This window comes from Streptomyces sp. NBC_00344 (assembly GCF_036088315.1).
Taxonomy (GTDB): Bacteria; Actinomycetota; Actinomycetes; order Streptomycetales; family Streptomycetaceae; genus Streptomyces.
The window spans coordinates 2,872,932-2,895,198 of the sequence record NZ_CP107996.1 but is presented as its reverse complement, the minus strand read 5'-3'; the positions used below and the strand labels follow the sequence as shown (position 1 = coordinate 2,895,198).

Annotated in this window: 24 protein-coding genes; 13 read left to right on the top strand and 11 right to left on the bottom strand. The window is 68.8% G+C overall.

Annotated features, from left to right (window positions below):
* Positions 1-8 precede the first annotated feature (8 nt).
* The 3 genes from OHS16_RS13100 to OHS16_RS13090 form a co-directional block, all read right to left on the bottom strand.
* The gene (locus tag OHS16_RS13100; protein ID WP_328537363.1) at positions 9-782 is read right to left on the bottom strand and encodes an SDR family NAD(P)-dependent oxidoreductase; all 774 of its coding nucleotides are present in this window, start codon (positions 780-782) and stop codon (positions 9-11) included.
* An 85-nt stretch (positions 783-867) separates the two neighbouring features.
* Entirely contained in the window at positions 868-1,203 is a 336-nt protein-coding gene (locus OHS16_RS13095; protein ID WP_328537362.1) for a YnfA family protein, read from the bottom strand.
* A gap of 27 nt (positions 1,204-1,230) precedes the next feature.
* The gene (locus OHS16_RS13090; protein WP_328537361.1) at positions 1,231-2,676 is read right to left on the bottom strand and encodes an FAD-dependent monooxygenase; all 1,446 of its coding nucleotides are present in this window, start codon (positions 2,674-2,676) and stop codon (positions 1,231-1,233) included.
* Positions 2,677-2,830: 154 nt separating this feature from the next.
* Between OHS16_RS13090 and OHS16_RS13085 the strand changes: the two genes are divergently transcribed.
* Both OHS16_RS13085 and OHS16_RS13080 read left to right on the top strand, forming a co-directional pair.
* The gene (locus tag OHS16_RS13085) at positions 2,831-3,463 is read left to right on the top strand and encodes a TetR/AcrR family transcriptional regulator (protein WP_328537360.1); all 633 of its coding nucleotides are present in this window, start codon (positions 2,831-2,833) and stop codon (positions 3,461-3,463) included.
* A 67-nt stretch (positions 3,464-3,530) separates the two neighbouring features.
* Positions 3,531-4,034: a MarR family winged helix-turn-helix transcriptional regulator gene (locus OHS16_RS13080; RefSeq protein ID WP_328537359.1), complete on the top strand. Its 504-nt coding sequence runs from the start codon at positions 3,531-3,533 to the stop codon at positions 4,032-4,034.
* On the opposite strand, the gene OHS16_RS13075 is transcribed toward OHS16_RS13080, so the two are convergent.
* Together OHS16_RS13075 and OHS16_RS13070 are read right to left on the bottom strand one after the other, a co-directional pair.
* Positions 4,003-4,749 carry a Mut7-C RNAse domain-containing protein gene (locus OHS16_RS13075; protein ID WP_328537358.1) on the bottom strand — a complete coding sequence of 249 codons (747 nt, stop codon included), beginning with the start codon at positions 4,747-4,749 and terminating at the stop codon, positions 4,003-4,005. The genes OHS16_RS13080 and OHS16_RS13075 overlap by 32 nt on opposite strands.
* Before the next feature lie 268 nt (positions 4,750-5,017).
* Positions 5,018-5,878, bottom strand: a complete 861-nt coding sequence (locus tag OHS16_RS13070) for an NAD(P)H-binding protein (RefSeq protein ID WP_328537357.1) — start codon at positions 5,876-5,878, stop codon at positions 5,018-5,020.
* Between OHS16_RS13070 and OHS16_RS13065 the strand changes: the two genes are divergently transcribed.
* A complete protein-coding gene (locus tag OHS16_RS13065) occupies positions 5,877-6,038 on the top strand; it encodes a hypothetical protein (protein ID WP_328537356.1) in 162 nt (53 codons plus the stop codon). The two genes, OHS16_RS13070 and OHS16_RS13065, sit on opposite strands and share 2 nt — an antisense overlap.
* Positions 6,039-6,106: 68 nt before the next feature.
* Positions 6,107-6,364, top strand: a complete 258-nt coding sequence (locus OHS16_RS13060; protein WP_328537355.1) for a hypothetical protein — start codon at positions 6,107-6,109, stop codon at positions 6,362-6,364.
* A gap of 49 nt (positions 6,365-6,413) precedes the next feature.
* On the opposite strand, the gene OHS16_RS13055 is transcribed toward OHS16_RS13060, so the two are convergent.
* Both OHS16_RS13055 and OHS16_RS13050 read right to left on the bottom strand, forming a co-directional pair.
* Positions 6,414-6,950, bottom strand: coding sequence for a GNAT family N-acetyltransferase (locus OHS16_RS13055; RefSeq protein WP_328537354.1), 537 nt, complete (start codon positions 6,948-6,950; stop codon positions 6,414-6,416).
* Between the two features lie 47 nt (positions 6,951-6,997).
* On the bottom strand, positions 6,998-7,807 hold the full coding sequence (locus OHS16_RS13050; protein WP_328537353.1) for a helix-turn-helix domain-containing protein: 810 nt from the start codon (positions 7,805-7,807) through the stop codon (positions 6,998-7,000).
* 63 nt (positions 7,808-7,870) lie between these two features.
* Between OHS16_RS13050 and OHS16_RS13045 the strand changes: the two genes are divergently transcribed.
* On the top strand, positions 7,871-8,518 hold the full coding sequence (locus tag OHS16_RS13045; protein WP_328537352.1) for a TIGR03086 family metal-binding protein: 648 nt from the start codon (positions 7,871-7,873) through the stop codon (positions 8,516-8,518).
* Between the two features lie 91 nt (positions 8,519-8,609).
* Here OHS16_RS13045 and OHS16_RS13040 read toward each other — a convergent pair whose 3' ends face one another.
* The gene (locus tag OHS16_RS13040; RefSeq protein ID WP_328537351.1) at positions 8,610-9,179 is read right to left on the bottom strand and encodes a hypothetical protein; all 570 of its coding nucleotides are present in this window, start codon (positions 9,177-9,179) and stop codon (positions 8,610-8,612) included.
* A 116-nt stretch (positions 9,180-9,295) separates the two neighbouring features.
* Here OHS16_RS13040 and hemL point away from each other — a divergent pair, with 116 nt between their 5' ends.
* The 7 genes from hemL (at position 9,296) to ccsB (ending at position 16,942) form a co-directional block, all read left to right on the top strand.
* The gene (gene hemL, locus OHS16_RS13035; protein ID WP_328537350.1) at positions 9,296-10,618 is read left to right on the top strand and encodes a glutamate-1-semialdehyde 2,1-aminomutase; all 1,323 of its coding nucleotides are present in this window, start codon (positions 9,296-9,298) and stop codon (positions 10,616-10,618) included.
* A complete protein-coding gene (locus OHS16_RS13030; protein ID WP_328537349.1) occupies positions 10,615-11,322 on the top strand; it encodes a histidine phosphatase family protein in 708 nt (235 codons plus the stop codon). The genes hemL and OHS16_RS13030 overlap by 4 nt, the downstream gene beginning before the upstream one ends.
* Positions 11,323-11,425: 103 nt before the next feature.
* Positions 11,426-12,676 (top strand): hypothetical protein, encoded by a 1,251-nt coding sequence (locus OHS16_RS13025; RefSeq protein ID WP_328537348.1) that lies wholly within the window; start codon positions 11,426-11,428, stop codon positions 12,674-12,676.
* Between the two features lie 67 nt (positions 12,677-12,743).
* Positions 12,744-13,364, top strand: coding sequence for a TlpA family protein disulfide reductase (locus OHS16_RS13020; RefSeq protein WP_328537347.1), 621 nt, complete (start codon positions 12,744-12,746; stop codon positions 13,362-13,364).
* A 7-nt stretch (positions 13,365-13,371) separates the two neighbouring features.
* On the top strand, positions 13,372-14,142 hold the full coding sequence (locus OHS16_RS13015; protein ID WP_328540826.1) for a cytochrome c biogenesis CcdA family protein: 771 nt from the start codon (positions 13,372-13,374) through the stop codon (positions 14,140-14,142).
* A gap of 5 nt (positions 14,143-14,147) precedes the next feature.
* Entirely contained in the window at positions 14,148-15,863 is a 1,716-nt protein-coding gene (gene resB / locus OHS16_RS13010; protein WP_328537346.1) for a cytochrome c biogenesis protein ResB, read from the top strand.
* Entirely contained in the window at positions 15,860-16,942 is a 1,083-nt protein-coding gene (ccsB, locus tag OHS16_RS13005; protein ID WP_328537345.1) for a c-type cytochrome biogenesis protein CcsB, read from the top strand. Before resB ends, ccsB begins: the two co-directional genes overlap by 4 nt.
* 171 nt (positions 16,943-17,113) lie before the next feature.
* Here ccsB and OHS16_RS13000 read toward each other — a convergent pair whose 3' ends face one another.
* Complete coding sequence (locus tag OHS16_RS13000; RefSeq protein ID WP_328537344.1) at positions 17,114-17,452, bottom strand: MerR family transcriptional regulator; 339 nt, start codon at positions 17,450-17,452, stop codon at positions 17,114-17,116.
* A 663-nt stretch (positions 17,453-18,115) separates the two neighbouring features.
* On the opposite strand from OHS16_RS13000, the gene OHS16_RS12995 reads away from it, so the two are divergent.
* On the top strand, positions 18,116-18,622 hold the full coding sequence (locus OHS16_RS12995; protein ID WP_328537343.1) for a hypothetical protein: 507 nt from the start codon (positions 18,116-18,118) through the stop codon (positions 18,620-18,622).
* On the opposite strand, the gene OHS16_RS12990 is transcribed toward OHS16_RS12995, so the two are convergent.
* Positions 18,592-20,181, bottom strand: a complete 1,590-nt coding sequence (locus OHS16_RS12990) for an ABC transporter substrate-binding protein (RefSeq protein ID WP_328537342.1) — start codon at positions 20,179-20,181, stop codon at positions 18,592-18,594. The two genes, OHS16_RS12995 and OHS16_RS12990, sit on opposite strands and share 31 nt — an antisense overlap.
* Complete coding sequence (locus OHS16_RS12985; RefSeq protein ID WP_328537341.1) at positions 20,178-22,244, bottom strand: hypothetical protein; 2,067 nt, start codon at positions 22,242-22,244, stop codon at positions 20,178-20,180. Before OHS16_RS12985 ends, OHS16_RS12990 begins: the two co-directional genes overlap by 4 nt.
* Positions 22,245-22,267: the final 23 nt, after the last annotated feature.

The window sequence follows — 22,267 nt, the reverse complement described above, 5'->3', positions numbered from 1 at the left end:
GAGCCGTGTCACAGCTCCCTGTGCACCTTGGAGTTGGATGCCTGCGCGCGGGGACGGACCACCAGGAGATCGATGTTGACATGGCTGGGGCGGGTGACCGCCCAGGTGATGGTGTCCGCCACGTCCTCGGCTGTCAGGGGCTCGGCCACGCCCGCGTAGACCTTGGCGGCCTTCTCCTCGTCGCCTCCGAACCGGGTGGTGGCGAACTCCTCGGTCTTCACCATTCCGGGGGCGATCTCGATCACTCGTACCGGCTGTCCGACGATCTCCAGCCTCAGCGTCTCGGCGATGACGCGGGCGCCGTTCTTCGCTGCCACATAGCCGCCGCCGCCTTCGTAGGTGGCGTGGCCGGCGGTGGAGGAGAGGATGACCACCGTGCCGTCGCCGCCCGCGATCAGGGCGGGGAGCAGGCTCTGGGTGAGGTTGAGGGTGCCGATGACGTTGGTCTCGTACATCTGCCGCCACTGGTCGGGGTCGCCGGTGGCCACCGGGTCCGCGCCGAGCGCGCCGCCGGCGTTGTTGACCAGGACGCCGATGGTGGGGAAGGCGCGGGCGAAAGCCGCGACGGCCGGCCGGTCCGTGACGTCCAGGGCGTAGGCGGTGGCCTGGTGGCCCGCCGCGTTGATCTCCGCCGCCAGGGCTTCGAGGCGGTCCTTGCGGCGGGCGGTGAGCACGACGCGGTAACCGGCCGCCGCGAGTTGCCGTGCGGTGGCGGCGCCGATGCCGCTGCTCGCTCCTGTGACGACGGCGATGCGGTTGGTGGCTGCGGGCGCGGCGGTCATGGGGCTGCTCCTCGGGCATACGGTCGATTCACGGACAGGATATGCGGGTGGGGTCCCGGGCCGGTCGGGCCACTTCGACGGGAGGTCAGCGGCCGCGCGGTGCGTACATGATCACTGCCATGCCTGACAGGCAGATCAGTGCTCCGATCACATCCCAGCGATCGGGGCGGTAGCCGTCGGCGACCATGCCCCAGACGATGGAGCCGGCCACGAAAACACCGCCGTACGCGGCGAGGATCCGTCCGAATTCGCCGTCGGGCTGGAGCGTGGCGACGAAACCGTAGATGCCGAGAGCGATGACCCCGCCGCCGATCCAGATCAAGCCGCGGTGCTCCCGCACCCCCTGCCAGACGAGCCAGGCGCCGCCGATCTCGAAGAGCGCGGCAAGCACGAAGAGGGCAGCGGAACGGGCGATCAGCATGACCGCACTGTGGCATGCGGCCGGCCGTCAGACACCCAGCAGGTGTGCGAGCCGATCGCCGGTGTCCTCCTTCTCGCCGGCCCAGGCGATATAGCCGTCGGGGCGGACCAGAAGGGAGGTGCGGCGGGCGCCGGGCCAGTGGGCGGATATGACATGGGCGGGGAGGTCGGGGGTCCGGCCTGCCGGGGTGATCAGGACGGGAGAGGCGTTCCGCAGCAAGGTGTGGAGGCGGCCTTCTGCGAGCTCCAGGTCGGGCGCCCGCTTGCCGGTGAGGCGGTGGGCCCCGCGCTCCGCTCGATAGGAGATGCCGATGCCGGAGACCATCTGCATGGCCTTGGCGGAGGCCGGCCGGACGGTGTTGACGAGCTGAGCGCAGACCGACCGTGCCGCGCGCTGGAGCGGGGTGTGCGCCATGGCGAGGCGGACGAGGGCGCCGCTGCTGCGGAGCACCGCCCTGCCGACCGGGTGCCGCTCCGATTCGTAGGTGTCCAGCAGGGCGGCAGGTGAGTGCCCCTTCAGCACGGCGGCGATTTTCCAGGAGAGGTTCGCGGCGTCCTGGATGCCGGTGTTCATGCCCTGTCCGCCGGCCGGCGAATGGACATGGGCGGCGTCTCCGGCGAGGAAGACCCGTCCCGCCCGGTACGCAGGGGCCTGGCGTTCGTCGCTGTGGAAACGGGAGATCCAGCGGGCTTCATGCATGCCGAGGTCGGTGCCGAGGGCCGCGCGGGTGATCTCGCGGACCTCATCGAGCTCGACGGGCTCGGAATCGGGGACCTGGCGGTTGCGGTTCCAGCCCATCACGCGATACCAGCCGTCGCCGAAGGAGGCGATGACGGTGAAGGCCTCGCCGTTGCCCCTGACGCTGAGGAGCGCTTCCGGTTCCCGGGCCAGGCGTACGTCCGCGAGCACGATGGAGCGGATGACGGAAGTGCCGGGGAAGGGGAGTCCGAGTGCCTCGCGGACCGCGCTGCGCATACCGTCCGTGCCGACGAGATAACGGGCGCGGAGGGTGGTCAGGGCGTCGTCTTCGCCCCGGACCTCTGCGGTGACGGAATCGGCGTCCTGCCGGAGGCCGACGAGCCGGGTGTCGTACCGGAAGTCCACGGTCGCCGACCGGGCCCGGCGCTCCAGCAGGTGCTCGACCTCGTACTGCGGGGTGACGAGCAGGTAGGGGAAGCGGGTGCGCAGCCGGCCGAGATCGAGGGAGAGACGGCCGAACAGGTGCATCCTGCGGACGATCTCGCCCCTCCGTATCAGCTCGTCGGTGAGGCCGCGGGCGTCGAGCATTTCCAGGGTGCGGGCATGGACGGCGAAGGCGCGGGTCAGATTGCCGGTCTCGCGCGGGCGGCGCTCGACGAGTGTGACGCTCAGGCCTACTGCGGCGAGATCGCCTGCGAGCAGGAGTCCGGTGGGGCCTGCGCCCACGACGAGGACGTCGGTGGTGTTGCTGCTGCTGGTGGGCTTGCCTGTCATGACGGCCTCCTGAGCCACTCCTGAACCGACGTGCACATGAACCCGGAAAGCCTCTGCCAACACACGTTGGCAAACGCTTGTTGGCAAACGTAGGCCAGAGGCCGGTCGATGTCAACACTTGTTGGCCAACGGGTGTTGGCATACAGTGGATGTCATGAACGACACCCGGTCTCCGGCGCCTCCCAGGCGTTCGTCCGAAGCGACCAAGGCAGTGATCCTCGAAGCTGCCCGGGAGCGGTTCGCCGCCGACGGGTACGAGCGCGCGACCATCCGGGCCATAGCGCGGGACGCGCGGATCGATCCGTCGATGGTGATGCGTTACTTCGGCAACAAGGAGGCCCTGTTCGCCGCCGCTTCGGAATTCGACCTGCGGCTTCCTGAGCTCACCGAGCTCACCGGGATGGGCGAGAGCGGCCCTGGTGCTGTGGGTGCATTCGGTGCACTGCCGGGCAGGCACATCGGCGCCGTGCTGGCCTCGCACTTCGTCGACCGCTGGGAGCAGGACGATGTGCTCGTGGCCCTGTTGCGGGTCGGTGTGACCAATCCCGCGGGGGCCGAGCGGATGCAGGGCATCCTCAGACAGCAGCTCGGGCCCATCGCCGATGGGGTCTGTCCCGACCCGGAGCAGGCTCCCGCCCGGGCGGCACTGGTGGCCGCCCAGATCCTGGGGATGGCCATGGCCCGCTACATCCTGCGCTTCCCGCCCATCGTCGACATGACCAGGGACGAAGTGGTCGCCTGGCTCGGCCCCACGATCCAGCGCTACCTGACCGCCGAGCAGCCATGAGGGTGCTCCGGGTGCCGGGCCCGGCAGGCACGGGCCGCCACACACTTCTGCGTCGTACACTTTCTGCATGACACAGGATGTGCGCGATCCGGCGCGTCAGGCGGGGCACCGGGAAGCCCTGGTGGCCGAGCTGGGTGTCACAGCGCGCCGGTACATGGCTGCCTATGCGCTGTTCAACCAGGCGATGGCCGACCATCTGCAATTGCACCCCACCGATCTGCAGTGCCTCAACCTGCTGGGGCTGGAACGCGATCCGGTCACCACCGGGCGGATCGCGGAACTGACCGGACTCACCACGGGGTCCGCGACCCGGCTCGTCGACCGGCTGGAGCGCGCGGGCTATGTCACGCGCCGGCGCGATTCAGCGGATCGGCGGAAGGTCCTCGTCGTCACCGTTCCTGAGCGGATGGCGGAGGTCGGCGCGGTCTGGTCGCAGCTGAACCGCGACTGGTTCGCCATGTTCGACACCTACGACGACGAGGAAATCGCCCTGCTCACCGCGCACATGCAGCGGACCGTGGACCTCAGCGCCCGGCAGATCAGCCGTCTGCGGAGCGGGGCACTGGGCTGAATTCGCGCAGCGCCTCGGCCACGATCGCCTCCAGGCGGTGGTGGTGAGCGCCCCGCCAGTAGACCCGTTCGCAGGCGATGCACTGGGCGAAGACGTCGTGCGAGCGTTCGGTGCCGCCTTCGATTCGGTCCCGCACACTGTCCTTCGAGGCTGGGGCGAGATCGCCGTTGCAGGCGGTGCAGCGGGTCCATGGCGCGAGCCCGGGGGCGAACCTGCTCAGTACGTCCCGGAGTTGCTCGTCGGGCTGGTCGCTGTAGACATAGGCGCCGGCCCACAGTTCCCGGCGGCGCAGCAGTCCCCGGTCACGCGACAGCATGACCCGTCGCTCGCGGGCGGAGCAGCCGGCCAGCGCCGGGTCGCCGATGTCCTCGCTGTAGTACTCCGCGTCCACGCCCAGCAGGCGCAGCCGCCGCGCCAGGGTGCCGAGATGGACATCGAGCAGAAATCGGAGCGGGGCGCCCGGCACCCGCTGGGGGCGCTCCACCGCGTGCACCTCGACCGACTCGCCCGCGCCCGGAATGTGTGAGACTCCGACCGGATGTCCGTCGACGACGATCCGGCCCGCTTCGGTGAGCGGTACGCCGATCGACTCGATGACATGTCCAAGAGTGGACCGGCCGTCGGTGATCACAGGGGTGCGTCCCTGACGGCGCTCCGACGGGACGAAGAGGCGCAGTTCGGGGGCGAATTCGAGATGGATCTCGGGTCCGTTCACGCCCTCAGGATGTCATCCGGACGGATGTCCCGGCCACGATTTTCCTGCCGTGGCGGTGTCCTGTCGATGGTGCTCGGATCTGTCCGTGGCGTTCGCCCGGCCCGTGGCGCGCTGCTTCTGCCGGCGTTCACTCCGGCCTCTTGTGCTGCGCCTCGTTCGTGGGGGTCGACCGGTTACGTGGCGGCGGCCCGGTGCGGCGGACTGCGCCGGAATGCTGAACCTCGCGTGAGCGGCTTGCCGCCGGGGCGGCCGCCCGGGCGGGGAAGGCCTACGCGTGGGTGGGGGCCTGCGGCGTACGGAACCGGTCGGCGTTCTCCGCCGCCCAGGTGGCGAAGGTGCGGGCCGGATGGCCGGTGAGTTTCTCCACATCGCGGGTGATCGATGTGGGAATCCCTTCGTTCGCCGCCCAGAGGCTCAGCAGTGCGTCCGCGAAGACATCGGGCAGGTAGTCGCCCATGGCCTTCTTCCAGGTCTCGGGTGAGACGTGATTGACCGGGATGGTGTGGCCGATCGCGCTCGACAGGGCCGCGATCTGCCCACTGAAGGTCAGGGACTGCGGCCCGGTCAGGTGGTAGGAGGCGCCCCGCAGTCCGGGTTCGGTGAGCACCGCGAGCGCCGCCTCCGCGATGTCCTGCTCGTGGATCGGGTCGGTATAACTGCCCGGATGCGTGAGGTCGATGGCGCCTGTGGACTTCAATGCCCACGACCACTGGAGGGCGTTGGCCGCGAAGGCACCCGGCCGCAGGACGGTCGATTCGACGGAGGCGGCGGCCAGGGCCTTTTCGACCGCGAGGTGCGAGGCGGCGATCGGGCTGTCCGCGGCGCCGGGGTCGAGTACCGAGCTGGAGGAGAGCAGCACGATGTGCTGCACACCCGCCGATGCGGCTGCTTCGATGAACGCGCTGATCCGGGTCGGCTCCGCGTACAGAAAGACCGAATCGGCCGAGGCGAGCGCGGCCGGGAAGGTGGCCGGGTCGTGCAGGTCGCAGCGTACGGCGGCCACGCCGGCCGGCAGGTCGAGTTCCTCCGGGCGGGCCGACGCGGCACGCACGCCGGCGCCCCGCTCGTGCAGCAGCCGGACGAGCGTGGAGCCGACCTTGCCGCGGCTTCCGGTGACGAGGATGGTCATGACGGATCTCCTTCCAACGGGCCGTTCGGATGCGCACGGCCAGAATGACATGGTCGCACAGAATCTGCGTGGCGCAGATAAAAATGCAAAAAAACTCCGTGCAGAAATCAGGGTTCAAGGGGTGCGCGCGGGCTTCGGAGCACTGCCGGACGGGCGTTGAGGGCGCGGAGGGAGACGGATTCGCGGCGGGTCGCGTGCCTTCGGGCCCCGCCAGGCGTTACATCGATCATGAACGTACGTCGAATTCTCACCGCCGCTGCCGCAGCGTCCGCGCTCGTCGCAGCCATTGCCCCCGTCGCTCAGGCAAGCGACCTCGACGGCACCCTCGGCAGAGCGGCGTCCACCGCATCGGCCGTCGGTGACCAGGCCAAGCCGGTGACGGACAGTGTCGTGGGGAAGAAGATCGGCACGAAGGTGCGTGCCGTGAAGCGCGCGGCCAGCGCCGGAGGCGATGTGCTGAAGGCCGGCAACGAACTCGTCCGCTGACCCTCGGAATCCGGGGCGGACCCGCAGGCCCGCCCCGGAACACGGTTCGTCAGAGATCCCTGCCGTGCACCGGGCCGAGTTCCACCCGCCAGTCGTTGCAGCGCAGCGGGGTCCCGGGTGGATACTCGAAGTCGCACTCACCCATGAGCGTGAAGCCGGCCTTGCGGCACACCGCGTTCGACGGAGGGTTGCCCACCGACGGATAGGCATGCAGATACCGGTGCTTCCGCTCCTGCGCGGCCTTCCGGATCACCGCCTCGATCGCGGCGGACGCCATGCCCCGGCCCTGAAAGCCGGGCAGCACGCCCCACCCGGATTCGTACACCTGCTGTCCCTGCCAGTCCCGCTCCCAGTAGCCGATGGTCCCTACGGGCACTCCTCCCGGCAGCTCGACGATCCGGAACATCGTGCCCGCGCCGGTGGTGCCGGCGCCGGCGCTCATGGCGACGTACCTCTCATGACGGACGAGCAATTGCTCCTCCGTCTCGGGCCCACCCAAGTGGTCCATCAGCTCAGGCGCGTTCATCTGCCGGAGCAGGTCGAGGTCGCTCTGCGACCAGGGCTCGATCCGCACGTGGTGTCCCATCCGGCCGACTGTAGGGGCAGGGTCGGACAACGGAGCATCACGGCAGGTCAGTGCGGTGCGTAGGCCGTCGGTGGAACGCCGATCGTGGAGGTGAAGTCGCGGGTGAGATGCGCCTGGTCGCTGTAACCGAGTTCGGCGGCGAGCCCGGCCCAGTCGATCGCGCTCTCCGACTCCGCACGCTCCAGGGCCTCGTGGATGCGGTAGCGCAGAATCACCCACTTGGGGCTGACACCCACATACGCGGCGAAGAGCCGCTGAAGCGAGCGTGCCGATACGCCTTCCTCCGCGGCCAGTTCCTCGACCCGGCGGATCGTGCGGTCGGTGCGGATCCGGTCCACCAGGTCCATCGCCCGTGTCGCCTGCGGGTCCGGCTCAGGTGCGAGCGACAGGAGGAAGGCGTCCAGCGCTCTCACCCGTTCGTCCTCGTCGGACGGACCCAGTACGCAGGGCGGCGCGCCGGACACCGGGGAGCCGGGGAAGACGTCGCGCAGCGGCACCCGCAGACCGGTCCAGTCCGACACCGGCCGGTCCGGCGCGAAGGGGCGGAAACCTCCGGGCCTGAACTGGATTCCGCAGACCTTGCCGCGCCCTTCAAGCCGCTGGGTGAAGAGATCAAGGCCGATGCCCGAGACCTCACCGAAAGCGGGGGAGTCACCGAATTGCTCGAAGACCACATTCACCGAGGGGTGCGGCACCAGGTGGGAGAGGTAGGGCTCGTCCAGATCCCAGTCGATGAGCCAGTAGTGCTCCAGATACGGGCGGAGCGCGGGGGCCGGTTCGCGGCGGCGGAAACGGACACGGGCGAAGAGTTCGGAGGCATCGACGATGCCCCGGGTGTCGCGGCGCGGACCAGGCATGACAGCGAGCCTATGTCGCGTTTGTTCAAGACGCATGCGCTTGCCCTTCCGTAGCGTCGAATCATGAACGACACGACGAAGACCCATACCGAGAAGACCAGTACTACGGAGACCGGGACCTCACGAAGCGGTACGGCGGCCGGAGAGCCGCAGAAGATCAGCGAGCTGCTCGCAGCGGCTGCGGCGCAGGCCGCCCCCGTCGTCCGGGCGATCGAGGAAACCCAGCTGAGGGACCCCACCCCTTGCGCCGAGTACGACGTCCGGGCGCTGCTCAACCACCTGATTCAGGTGGTGATCAACTTCCAGGCGCTGGCCGCCAGGCAGGAGGTCGACCTCGGCGATGAGGGTGACTTCCTCGGTGGCGACTGGCGCACGGAGTTCACGCAGCAGACGGATCGGCTCGTCACCGCGTGGGCCGCCCCCGGCGCGGACGAGGGCACGGCCGGCTCCATGGGGCTGCCCGCCAGGACCGTCGCGCACATGGTGCTCGGTGATCTGACCGTGCACGCCTGGGACTTGGCGCGGGCGACCGGGCAGGAGTACACACCGCCCCCCGCCGTGCTGGACGAAGTCAGTCCGGCACTCGGGCAGATGGCTCCGATGGCGAGGAGCGCAGGAGTCTTCGGCGAGCCGGTCACGGTGGCGGACGGCGCCACCGAACTGGAAAAGCTGCTCGCCGCCACCGGCCGGGATCCCCACTGGACCCGCTGACCGGGATGGCTGCGCACACCTGCGCCGGGTCCGAGGACGGATCGCCGCGGCCACACCGGTACCGTGACGGCCCCTACGGCCCCTACGGCCCCTACGGCCACACCAGGCAGTACGCCTGATGTCCCGCGTCGTGCAGCCGGTGGGAGAAGTCCTGCCACTCATGGAGCAGCTGGTACGCGTTGAAGGCGTCCCGGGGCCCGCCGCGGTCCGGGACCGTCGACCAGATGAATGCCGCGGCGCCCACCGTCTCCTCGCCGATACCGCGGAGCGGGTCCACGACGGTCATCGGCAGTTTGACCACGGCGTAGTCCGGGTGAAGTACGACCAGCTCAAGCGGCGGGACCTTGCCGAGCGGGATGCCCTGGATGCCGGTGAGGACCATGGCGGCCATCGTCTCCGGCTTTATCTTCGTGAACAGTCCGCCCATGCCAAGCTCGTCGCCGCCCAGTTCCTCCGGGCGCATGGTGATGGGCACCCGCGCAGCCGTCGCTCCATCGGGCGCGCCGAAGTACTTGTAGGTCACCCCCACAAGCCCACCACTGCCACTGCTTCTGTTCCCTGCCTGTGCCCGTGCCTCGGCCTCTCGTCGGTGTTTGCCCTTTCGGGCAGGCTCGGGACCCAGGTCGTCGGTCCCCTCGCCCAGTCCGCCACCGCGATGCATATCTCCACCCGACCACTCGCGGCCCCCGCCGCGCAACCCGATCATCGTGTCAGAGACCTCCCCCGCGGATGTGCTGTGAAACACCTGTCCGCAATCCTGTCTGCGCCTCTGACACCATGGCTTGTGTGAGCTATCCGTACGAATACGAAGCCCCAGTTTCGCAGACGCTCTTCGACCGCGCGTCTCTTGTGACACCCGGCGGGGTGAACTCGCCCGTTCGTGCTTTCCGCGCGGTGGGCGGTACGCCCCGTTTCATGGTGTCCGGTTCCGGGCCCTATCTGACCGACGCCGACGGGCGGGACTACGTCGACCTCGTGTGCTCGTGGGGGCCGATGATCCTCGGACACTCCCATCCCGAGGTCGTCGCGGCGGTCCAGGCCGCGGTCGCGCGCGGTACGTCCTTCGGTACGCCCGGAGAGGGCGAGGTCGCGCTGGCCGAGGAGATCGTCGCCAGGGTGGACCCGGTCGAGCAGGTGCGCCTGGTGTCATCGGGCACCGAGGCGACCATGTCGGCGATCCGGCTGGCCCGCGGTTTCACCGGACGCGCCAAGGTGGTGAAGTTCGCGGGCTGCTACCACGGCCATGTGGACGCGCTGCTGGCCGCGGCCGGCTCCGGGGTGGCCACCTTCGGTCTCCCCGACACGCCGGGGGTGACCGGTGCTCAGACCGGTGACACGATCGTGCTGCCCTACAACGATCTCGAAGCCGTACGCCGGGCGTTCGCCGCCGCCCCGGGGGAGATCGCCTGCGTGATCACCGAGGCGTCACCCGGGAACATGGGTGTGGTGCCGCCGGGCGAGGGCTTCAACGCCGGGCTCAAGCAGCTCTGCTCCGAGCACGGCGCGCTGTACATCTCCGACGAGGTGATGACCGGATTCCGTACGTCGAAGGCGGGCTGGTACGGCGTGGACGGCGTCCGTCCGGACCTGATGACCTTCGGCAAGGTCATGGGCGGCGGGTTCCCGGCCGCGGCGTTCGGCGGGCGGGCGGACGTGATGGCGTATCTGGCGCCTGTCGGCCCCGTCTACCAGGCGGGCACGCTCTCCGGTAATCCGGTTGCCACCGCCGCGGGTCTCGCTCAGCTGAAGCTGCTCGACGACGCCGCCTACGACAAGGTCAACGCGGTGTCCAAGGAGATCCGGGGGCTCGTCTCCGCCGCCCTCACCAAGGAGGGTGTGGCTCACCGGATCCAGACGGCGAGCAATATGTTCTCCGTCTTCTTCAGTGAGGGCGACGTGCGCGACTACGAGGACGCCAAGGCCCAGCAGGCCTTCCGTTTCACGCCCTTCTTCCACTCGATGCTGGCGCAGGGCGTCTATCTGCCGCCGTCGGCCTTCGAGTCCTGGTTCGTTTCGACCACGCACGACGAGCGGGCGGTCGAGCGCATCGCCGCCGCACTTCCCGCCGCCGCCCGAGCAGCCGCCGAGGTATCCGCATGAGTGACAGCAGTAGCTCCAGCACCGGCAGCGACGATGAGATCACCGTCGTCCATCTGATGCGCCACGGCGAGGTGCACAACCCCGACGGGGTGCTGTACGGGCGCAAGTCCGGATACCACCTCTCGGAGCTGGGCCGGGAGATGGCCGACCGGGTCGCCGAGCACCTGGCGAGCCGCGACATCACTCATGTCGTCGCGTCCCCGCTGGAACGCGCACAGGAGACCGCGACGCCGGTCGCCAAGTCGCACGGCCTGGACCTGGCGACCGACGCGCGTCTCATCGAGGCGGCGAACGTCTTCGAGGGCAAGACCTTCGGGGTCGGCGACGGCGCCCTGCGCAAGCCCGCCAACTGGAAGCACCTCACGAACCCTTTCCGGCCGTCCTGGGGCGAGCCGTATGTCGATCAGGTCGTGCGGATGATGGGCGCGCTGAACGCCGCGCGCGACGCGGCCCGCGGGCATGAGGCGGTCTGCATCAGCCATCAGCTGCCCATCTGGACCGTGCGGAGTTTCGTGGAGCGGCGCCGGCTCTGGCACGACCCCCGTAAACGGCAGTGCACGCTCGCTTCGCTGACGTCCTTCACGTACCAGGGTGACCGGATCGTTTCCGTCGGTTACTCGGAACCGGCAAGGGACCTCGTGCCGTCACACCTTCTGGCAGGTGCGAAGCCTGTCAAGGGCAAAGCGAAGGCTTTTGGTGCATAGGGTGAAATATTACGCCAGTTAGCCGGAACCAACGTGTTAATCACACCATCTGACTTGTTGGCCGCTTGTATGAGCGGTAGCCAACGAACGGATGGGTGGCGCAATGCGCAACATGAGCCGGAGGAGCTTGCTGGGACTTGGAGCCGGAGCGGCGGCAGCGGCGGGACTTGCGGGCTGCGGCTCCGGGTCCGCCGGCAAGGCCGGTACCGCGCACAACACGAAGGACAAGGGCAACCAGGGCGCCGGCGCCGGCCCCGACAAGTCCAGGCCGGTCCGGCTCATCGGGGACGGGTCCACCGCCGACACCGGTCCGCAGCCGCATCAGCCGGCCAAGCCGGTCCCGATGCAGCCCGGTGAGACCCCTCCGCAGTTCGTGATCTTCTCCTGGGACGGTGCCGGCGAGGTCGGCAACGGACTCTTCCCCCGGTTCCTCCAGCTCGCCAAGGAACACAACGCGGGGATGACCTTCTTCCTCTCCGGCCTCTATCTGCTGCCGGAGTCGAAGAAGACGCTCTACCACCCCCCGAACAATGGCGTCGGCGCCTCGGCCATCGGCTACCTCAGCGATGAGCACATCAAGGCGACGATGAAGTACACCCGGCAGGCCTGGCTCGAGGGCCATGAGATCGGAACGCATTTCAACGGCCATTTCTGCGGCACCACTTCGGGCTCCGTCAAGTACTGGTCCGCGGCCGACTGGCAGAGCGAGATCGACCAGGCCGTCTCCTTCGTCACCGAGTGGCGCACGAACACCGGCTGGCAGGACGAGGACCCGCTGCCCTTCGACTACCGCAAGGAACTCGCCGGCAGCCGTACGCCCTGTCTGCTGGGCCAGGACAATCTGCTGCCGACCGCGGCGAAGCTCGGCTGGCGCTACGACGCGAGCTCGCCCGGTGGCCGGCAGACCTGGCCGGTCAAGCGCGGCGGGCTGTGGGACCTGCCGCTCCAGCAGATTCCGTTCCCGGGCCACAGCTTCGAAGTCCTTTCGATGGACTACAACATGCTGGCCAATCAGTCGAAGAATTCGACGAAGGGTATGACCTCGCATTACGCCTATTGGCGCGCACAGGCAGCCGGCTCGTATTTCTCCGGATTCCAGCGCGCCTATGAGACGAATCGCGCCCCGATGTACATCGGGAACCACTTCGAGGAGTGGAACGGCGGCATTTACATGGATGCCGTGGAGGAAGCACTGAAGAAGATCGCTGGTCACCCCGGTGTAAGGCTGGTCTCCTTCAGGCAGTTCTGCGACTGGCTCGATGTACAGGATCCCGCGGTGCTCGCCAAGCTGCGCACGCTCGATGTCGGGGAGAGCCCGGCCGGCGGGTGGAACAGTTTCCTTAGGGCGGCTTGACAACGGGCGTTCCGGGCAGTGAGGGGGGTGGCCAAGATCCGTGAAACGGGCATGCGAAACTTTTCACATGGCTCTTACCCGCCCCCTCCTCCGCAGCAGCCGGATCCGACGCGTCGCCCAGCTGGGCACAGCCGTCGTCGCCTGCGGGCTTGTCCTGTCGGCGTGCGACTCCGGGCAAAAGGTGAGCAGCTCCAAGGACTCCCGGTATGTGACCAGTTCCAGCGGAATCGTCACGGTGGCCAAGAGCAGCCGGCAGGCGGCCCCTGACGTGTCGGGCACCACTGTCGACGGCAAGAAGCTCGATGTGGGGACGGCCGACAAGGGCAAGATCGTCGTACTGAACGTCTGGGGTTCCTGGTGCCCGCCCTGCCGCGATGAGACCCCTCATCTGGTGAAGGTCGCCAAGGCCCTGAAGGCCAGGGGTGTGGAGTTCGTCGGAATCAATACGCGTGACGCCTCGCGTGGCCCGGCAAAGGCATTCGAAAGCGATTACGACGTTCCGTATCCGAGCCTCTACGACCCGACCGGAAAGCTTCTTCTGCGTTTCCCCAAGGGCAACGTGAATCCGCAGACCGTTCCCTCGACCGTCGTTGTCGACCGCGACGGGAAGATCGCCGCGCGGAGGACCGGCGGTGTCGACGAGGAGATGCTGCACAAGATGATCGACCCGCTGATCGCGGAGAGGTGATCCGGTGATCGCCTTCGCCGCCGCGGCCGCCGTCTCCGGCCAGAACGACACGGTCCTCGACGGAGCGCTGCTGGTCGCCCTGCCGATCGCCGTGCTCGGCGGGCTGGTCTCCTTCTTCTCGCCGTGCGTGCTGCCGCTGGTGCCCGGCTATCTGAGTTACGTCACCGGGGTGAGCGGCTCCGATCTCGCCCAGGCCAGACGCGGACGGATGGCCGCGGGCGCCAGTCTCTTCATCCTCGGGTTCACCGCCGTCTTCGTCTCCGGCGGTGCGCTCTTCGGCTACTTCGGCTCCACACTCCAGGAGTACCGGGACACCATCAGCAAGGTGCTCGGCGTCCTGATGATCCTGCTCGGGCTGTTCTTCATGGGGCTGATGCCCTGGCTGACCCAGCGCGAGTTCCGGCTGCACAAACGGCCGGTGACCGGCCTTGCCGGCGCTCCGCTGCTCGGCGCGCTGTTCGGTGTCGGCTGGACGCCCTGCCTGGGCCCGACGCTCACCTCGGTGAACGCCCTCGCCCTGGAGCAGGCGACCGCCGGCCGCGGGGCCATACTGACGGTCGCGTACTGCCTCGGTCTCGGGCTGCCGTTCGTGCTGGCGGCCGTGGCGTTCCGCAAGGCGCTCGGTGCGTTCGGCTGGGTCAAGCAGCACTACGCCTGGGTGATGCGTATCGGCGGGATCATGATGATCGCGACCGGGGTGCTGCTGGTCACCGGTGCGTGGGACCACATCATCCAGGCGATGCAGGGCTGGACAAGCGGCTTCACGGTGGGGATCTGAGTTCCATGAGCAAGACCGAAACGACGGACGCCGGGAACACGGCCGCAGCCGAGAACGCCGAGAACGAGGCCGATCTCGGAGCCGCCGGGTCCCAGTTGTCCACCGCTCCCAGGGAGGAGCCGGCGGCCGGCCTCCCCGCCATGGGCGTGATCGGGTGGGCCCGATGGTTCTGGCGGCAGCTGACCTCGATGCGGATCGCGCTGCTGCTCCTTCTGTTGCTGTCGCTCGGCGCCATCCCCGGTTCGCTGATCCCGCAGGCCAGCAAGGACCAGGGCAAGGTCGACGACTTCAAGGCCAAGCACGATGTGGTCGCGCCGGTCTACGACAAGCTCGGCCTCTTCCATGTCTTCAGCTCGGTGTGGTTCTCCGCGATCTACATCCTGCTCTTCATCTCCCTCATCGGCTGCATCGTGCCGCGCACCTGGCAGTTCGTCGGCCAGCTGCGCGGGCGGCCGCCGGGCGCGCCCAAGCGGCTGACCCGGCTGCCCGCGTACACGACCTGGCGTACGGACTCCGAGCCGGAGGCCGTACGGGAGGCCGCGCTGGCGATGCTCAGGAAGCGCCGCTTCCGTGCGCACGTCACGGGCGACGCCGTCGCATCCGAGAAGGGCTTCCTGCGCGAGACCGGGAACCTGCTCTTCCACATCGCGCTGATCGTGCTGCTGGTCTCCTTCGCCACCGGGCAGCTGTGGAAGTCCGAGGGCGGCAAGCTGATCGTCCAGGGTGACGGCTTCTCCAACACGCTCACCCAGTACGACGACTTCACACCCGGCACGCTCTTCGACACCGACAGCCTCGCCCCGTTCAGCTTCACCCTGGACAAGTTCGTCGGGACGTACGAGCACAGCGGCCCCAACCGCGGTACCCCGCGGCGGTACGAGGCGCAGGTCACGTACTCCGAAGGTGCCGACGGCAAGGAGAAGAAGGACGTCATCAAGGTCAACGAGCCGCTCGAGGTCGACGGCTCGAAGGTCTATCTGATCTCGCACGGCTACGCCCCCGTCGTCTCCGTCAAGGACGGGCGCGGCAAGGAGGTGTACCGCGACGCGGTGCCGATGCTGCCGCTCGACTCCAACGCCACATCGACCGGTGCGATCAAGGTCATGGACGGCTACCGGGACGCCAAGGGCAAGAAGGAGCAGCTCGGCTTCAACGCGCTGTTCGTGCCGACGTACGCCGGCAAGGGCAAGGGCAACATGTTCTCCACCTACCCGGGCCTGGACTTCCCGGTGATGGCGTTGTCCGGTCTGCACGGCGACCTCGGGGTCAATGCCGGGTTCCCGCAGAGCGTGTACCAGCTGAACTCCAAGCACATGACGCCGTTCAAAAACAGCTCGGGCCAGAAGCTCGCGAAGCTGCTGCTGCCCGGCGAGACGATGAAGCTGCCGAACGGCGCGGGGTCCATCCAGTTCGTCGGCGTCAAGCAGTGGGCCAGCTTCCAGATCTCGCACCAGCCCGGCAACGGCTTCGCGCTGGCCGGTGCGCTGACGGCCATCGCCGGCCTCGCCGGATCGCTGTTCATCCAGCGCCGGCGGGTCTGGGTCCGAGCCGTGCGAGGAGAGGACGGGGTCACCGTCGTCGAGATGGCGGGGCTGGGGCGGAGCGAGTCCGCGAAGCTCCCCGAGGAGCTGGCCGACCTCGCCGCAACGCTTCATTCCATGGCGCCGTCGGCGCCTGATTCCGCAGCAACCGCAGAAACTGCCGAAGGGGCCGAGAAGTGAATCTCGCCGCCGCAACCAATGAGAACCTGGCGCACATCAGCAATGTGCTCGTCTATTCGTCGATGGCCGTCTACACCCTGGCCTTCTTCGCGCACATCGCGGAGTGGACCTTCGGCGCACGCAGCAAGGTGGGGCGTACCGCTGCCGCGCTGACGTCCACCGTCGCCGCGGCGCCCGCCCCGGTGGTCCAGGTGAGGAAGCAGGGCGGGGGCACCGGCGTACTGGACCGGCCGAAGATCATCACCCGGTCGGCGGTCGGCTCCCGTGACGTCCCCGACGGCCCCGGCGCGGCCGGCGGCACCGAGAAGGGCGACCTCTACGGGCGGATGGCGATCTCGCTGACCGTTCTGGGCTTCCTGATCGAGGCGGGCGGTGTGGTCGCCCGCGCCACATCGGTGCAGCGGGCCCCGTGGGGCAACATGTACGAGTTCTCGCTGACCTTCTCCACGGTCGCGGTCGCGGCGTACCTGATCCTGCTGGTCCTGGGCAAGAACGTCCGCTGGATCGGCCTCGCCCTGGTCACCACGGTGCTGCTCGACCTCGGGGTCGCCACCACGGTGCTCTACACCAAGAGCGACCAGCTCGTCCCCGCACTGCACTCGTACTGGCTGTGGATCCACGTCTCGACCGCGATCATCTGCGGTGCGATGTTCTACATGGGCGCGGTCGGCACGCTGCTGTACCTCTTCAGGGACAACTACGAGGCGAAGCTGGCCCGTGGCGAGGAGCCCGGCGCCTTCGCCGAATCCGTGCTCTCCCGGCTGCCGTCTGCGGCCTCGCTCGACAAGTTCTCGTACCGCATCAATGCCGCGGTCTTCCCGCTCTGGACGTTCACGATCATCGCGGGTGCGATCTGGGCGGGAGACGCCTGGGGCCGCTACTGGGGCTGGGACCCCAAGGAGACCTGGTCGTTCATCACCTGGGTCGTCTACGCCTGCTATCTGCACGCCCGCGCGACGGCGGGATGGAAGGGCCGCAAGGCCGCCTACCTGGCTCTCTTCGCCTTCGGCTGCTGGATCTGGAACTACTACGGCGTCAACATCTTCATCTCGGGCAAGCACTCGTACGCGGGAGTCTGATCACCGGTGGTACGGGTGGACCGGCGGCTTCGGCCGCCGGTCCTTCGCGTTGTGGACCGAGCTCCGGTCCTGGCGTCACGGTGGCCACCCGGGCGGGGTGGGCGGGGCCGCGCGTGGCGGCCCTGCCGGCCACCGGGCGGTGGCCGGCGCATCAGATCAGCGGCAGGAGATTCAGGCGTCGGCCCCGTCGCGGGAATCGGCGCTGGGGCGGCGCAGCTCTTCGTTGATGCGCAGGGCTTCTTCGAGCTGATCCTCAAGGATGACAATGCGGCACGCGGCGTCGACGGGCGTGCCCTGGTCGACGAGCTCGCGGGCGCGAGCGGCGATCTTCAGCTGGTAACGCGAATAGCGGCGGTGTCCGCCCCCCGAGCGCAGCGGGGTGATGAGGCGGGCCTCGCCGATGGCCCGCAGGAAGGCGGGGGTGGTGCCGATTATTTCCGCGGCACGGCCCATCGTGTAGGCGGGGTAGTCGTCGTCGTCGAGACGACCGAGGGAGCTTTCTGCGGTCATTTGCACCTCTGGTAGGGGAACGCATCGAGGGGCCCTGGTGCCGTACGGCACCAGGGCCCCGAGGGATTGAACACCACCTTCCGGCTTACTGCTCTGCCGGACTTCTCTTTCCGCACCGTCTCCCGGATGAGGGGTGAGTGTGCGGGGATCGCGGATGCGTGACCGTGGGACCACCTTTCGTTCCGGGGCCTGCGGTACCCGGGCGGATCTGCGTTCCGGCCCGGGCGATCCTGATGGCGTCTGCCTCCTTCTTTCTCTGCTGGTCGAACTGCCGGCCACTGCGGGCCTGCGTTTCTGCCGACGGCCCCTGGTGGGCCGCCAGGCCCGGCAGTCAGCGAGGGGACCCCGAGAGCCTTCCGGCCCCGCCACTCCACTGCCGTGCCACAACACAGGCTTTCTGCGTGCGCGGCATTCGTCTGCCGTGCCTTTTTCGATCTCTTGGCTACGAACACGACACTAACCCTGTGGAGCCCGCATGTCTACTCTCGTCAGGACAGATTTCTTGTGAGGAGAAGTGCTGGGCTTCTGTAGTCCACGCCACCCGGAAAGCTGCACCGCGGTGCACTGCCCGGGGAGGGCCGGGGACGGGGGCTGATCCGACACGCCTCGGCGCAGTCCTCCGCTTCCGGTGCGGAACCGGGCGCTCCGGGTGAGGCTGGTTGCATGAGCAAGGCGATCGCGCAGGGCACGAGCACCAGCCACGGGGACACCCTTGTCCTGCGATTCGCCCTGTATCTGCCCCACGGCGTGGAGAAGGTGTGGGGCGCCGTGGCCACCCCGGTGGGGCTGCCGGGGTGGCTCGCAGCCGTGGACGTCTTCGAATCGCGGCTCGGCGGCCGCATCGCGCTGCGCCGGCCCGGTGATCCCGCGGCCTCCGGAATCGTCACGGCCTGGGACGTCGGGCACGTCGCCGAGTACACCGTTTCGGTGCACGGCCGGATCCGGTTCCATCTGGAGTCGGTGGGGCCCGAAGCCAGTGTGGTGCGGTTCACCAACGAGCGCGCCGTGGCCCGGGAGCTCCGGCCCGATCTGCTCGCCTGCTGGCACCAGCGCTTCGAGTTCCTCCACGACGCGCTCGACGGCAACCCGAGGGACTGGTCGGTCCCGGGCCGCGAGCGCCGGCGGGAACTGCGTGAGCTCTACGAGTCGGTGTGCGTCAGGCAGTCCTGATCCGGCAGCTTCTTCGTCGGCCAGGCGATCTTCACGAAGACCGGGGAGCCGTCCTTGCCGAGCTTCACTATCGGCACGGCCTTGTCGTACGGATTCCCGTACTTGTCCAGGCAGATCCATCCGCTCACACCGTTCACCCGGTGGGTCCTGCCCTGGACGTAACGCCACTGGGAGCCCACCTGGGAGAGCGTCGGAAGCTTCCCGTCGGCCGCTGTCCTGATGCCCTGCACGGCGGTCGCCATGGCGTCGTACGCCACGATCGCCTGCCCGTCCGTGAGCGGCTTGCCGTCCGCCGCTCCGATGGGCCCGACCTTGGAGCCCGCGGCCTTGACGATCAGGTCGTGGAAGGGCTTGAAGGTGGTCTCGTCCCCGCCGGTCGCCGGGGGATGGACGTCCTTGCCGCCGCTCCGTGCCTTCACGGCCTGCCAGGCGTCGGGGTGTGCGAGAGCGGCGTACCGGACGGTGACCGTGCTCTTTCCGTTCCTGCTGTCGAACGCGGACCTGTCCAGCTTTGTGTCGCGGCTCAGATAGGAGCCCTCGTCCCCGGTGATGACGGTCATCGGCCGGTCGTTGCACCTCAGCCTGCCCAGCTGGTTCACGAACTGCCTGAGCTGGGTGTGCCGTCCGGCGAAGTAGACCGTGTCGGTGCTCCGCATGTCGTCGCAGACCAGAGCGGCGATCTTCGCGAGGGGGACCGCGGTGTCACCCTCCTGGGAACGGTCGGCGGGCGAGGTGAAGGACTGCGAGTCGTTGGGGGTGCCCTTCAGCATCCGGACGAAGGCCTTCTTGAGGGTGGTGATGTAGTTGTCGTCGGTGCCGTCGTCGTACACCAGGACGGCCTTCTCGGGGGCGACCGCGGAGTAACCGGCCAGCGCGGCGGCCTCGTCGGTGTTGGTCGGAGAAACCCGCGCGAGACCGGGGAACGGATTGCCCGGGCCGTTCGCGAGGTCATCGGCGCTGATCGTGGAGCCCACCACCGGGATGTGGTGACCTGTCAGCTCCCTCACCGCGGCCTTGGTGGCCCTGTCGCTGGTGGCCACACCGGAGACCGCGCGCAGCCGGTCGGGATCGCCGGTCATCCGCTCGAGCCGGCGGACCACGTCGTCGGCGTGTGCGTTGCCCGTGCCGCTGTTGGCGAGCACCAGACGTATCTTCGGCAGCCGGCCGTCGGTGGGATCCTCATTGGCCCGGTACTGCTCCAGGAAGGCTCCCTGCACATCGTGCAGCACCTTGTCCTGCATGGAACCGTCGGCCGTGGTCAGTGGCAGCAGCAGAGCGACCGTCGCGTACTTCGTCCCGGCGACCCGCTTGTTCTCGCGCTGGATGGCTCGCGCCACATCGGTCAGCGCGGGCATCCCGAAGTCGTACCCCTCACCGTTGACGCCGATGCACTCGGCGCCCTTCTCAGGACGGTCGACCCCCTTGGCGCAGTGCAGATCCGGGGTGTAGAGCGCATACCCGGCCACGCCCGCCGCGGCGAGCAGAACCAGCACCACCACCGAGGTCACGATCCTGCGCAGCGCGGTGTACCAGAAGAATTCACGGAACCAGTCGATCACGGTGCGTTGCTCCCCGAGTTGCTTGTGATCCGGTCCGGGCTGCGCCACTCCCTTGCTGCGAGCGGCCAGGTGCGTGAGGCGTGCCAGAACACTTCGTTGCCGGTGGGATGCAGCGCCGAGAGCTGCCCCAGCTCGTCGCCCATCTTTTCGGCCACATCCAGGTCGGGCTGTGCGAGCAGGTCGGTCAACTGCCAGACGCAGTACAGCAGTCGGCGAATCCGCAGATGAACGATCCGGTCAGCGCCGTCCGGCGCGGGCTGGACGGCGTCGGTCCTGCCGAGTGCCACGGCGCGCCGCTCGTCGGGTGTGTCGAAGAGCGGGGCCGACGCGATGAAGCGCAGCTCTTCGAGCCACGCAGCGGCATCGGCCGCCGGAAAGGTGTCGCGCAGATGCGTCACGGCGTTCTCGGTGGTGCCGAGCGCCAGTTCATGGTGGAGCCGCCGCCGGTCCCCGGCCGGATAGTGGTCGCGCATCGTCTCCTGGACATCACGCCAGTCGCCCTGGCGCAGCCTGTGCAGCAGCAGGGTGCGCAGGAACGGGTCGCCGATGAAGTGGTCGGGCGCGGCGGGCCAGTGCTCATCGGCCAGCAGGTCGCGCATCGGCAGTACGCCGGCCCTGCCGCCGTCGTGGTCCAGCCGGGCCGCGGCGAGCGCCTCGGCGTCCTCCGTTCCGTGCGCCGCGGCCAGCACCGCGAGCCGGTCGAACCGGGCGGCATGCACCAGGCTGTTCAGCAGCTCGGTCGCCACCGGCCTCCCGGGCTCGTCCTCGCGCAGCACGACCGGCATCGAAAGCAGTGCGCCGGGGGTGAGACCTCCTGGACCACCGCTGACCGGCGGGGTGGGACCTGCGGCCCTGACCGCCTGACCCGCGGTCTTCGTCAGCAGGGCCGCCCCCAGCGGGCGCCCGCCGGTGAGCCGGTGGATGGAGCGGGCGAGCAGCGGGGGTGTACGCATCTGCGGATCCTCGCGGTCGAGCATCTGCCGTACGTGCTCCGGTGTCAGCGTCGTGAGCTGCACCGCGAGTGCGCCCGCCGCGATGTCCGTGGAGCGGGTCCAGGGGGTGGTGTGGGTGACTTCGGGGAGAGCGCAGCGGTGGGCCGTCCGCAGCGCCGGATGGTCGTGACCCCGCAGTGCGCCGACGATGACGACCGGGTCGAGCCGGCCCGCCGCACGGTCACGCAGCACCGGCTCGATCAGCCGACGGCCCAGCGGGGCCTGGACGTTGTCCAGCAGCACCAGGGGCCTGCCGACGCGGCGGAGTCTGCCCATACCCTGGTAGGCGGCTCTCAGATCGGCGCGCAGCGCGCCGACGAGATGGCGCTCGGCAAGTGTACGGGCGTCGGTGTCGCGCTCCCGGTGGAACTGCAGAGCCAGCAGATTCAGGCCCCGCTTGGCCTGTCCTCCGGCTCCGGGATAGTCCCCGTACCAGTTGGCCGCGGTGCGCTGACCGCGGTTGAACAGATCCTCGAGCAGCGACTCCACGGTGGTCTCCACCACCACATCCAGGCCGGGCGCCCCCGCCGCCCACAGCGAGGCGAACTTCGCGGTGATCTTCACCAGCCAGCCCCGGCTGAGGCTCCGGAGCCGTGATCCCGACTCGACGAGCAGGCCGAGCCGTAATGCCTCGTCGTGGACCTGCTGCCGGTTGTTGGGGTCCCACCCGGTGGATGCGATGGCCATCAACCCGGCTGCCAGGCGCGGGAATTCGATGGCGCCCGCGCCACGCACCGCGGGGCCCAGCTGCTCTCCGAGGGTGGACAGCGCCTCGGTGACGGGCGACCAGAAGGGCGCGCGGGGGTCGGTGGACGGGATTCCCGCGAAGCCGGCATGCTCACAGTCGATCAGCGCGACGGGTGTACGGCCGCGGTAGTGGGTGCGGAGCTGCTTGAGCGCCACGGTCTTGCCCATGCCGCGACCGCCGGTGAGCACGACCACCGGCAGATCGTCCCGCCGGCCGCCGAACTCCTCGAGGGTGGTCTGCTGGAAACCGCTGGGCGGCAGCCCGATGAGCCGTGGAGCGAGCCCGTCGAGCAGTGCATCGCGTCCGAACAGCTCCCTGTCCACAACATCTCCTGCCACGCGGCGCG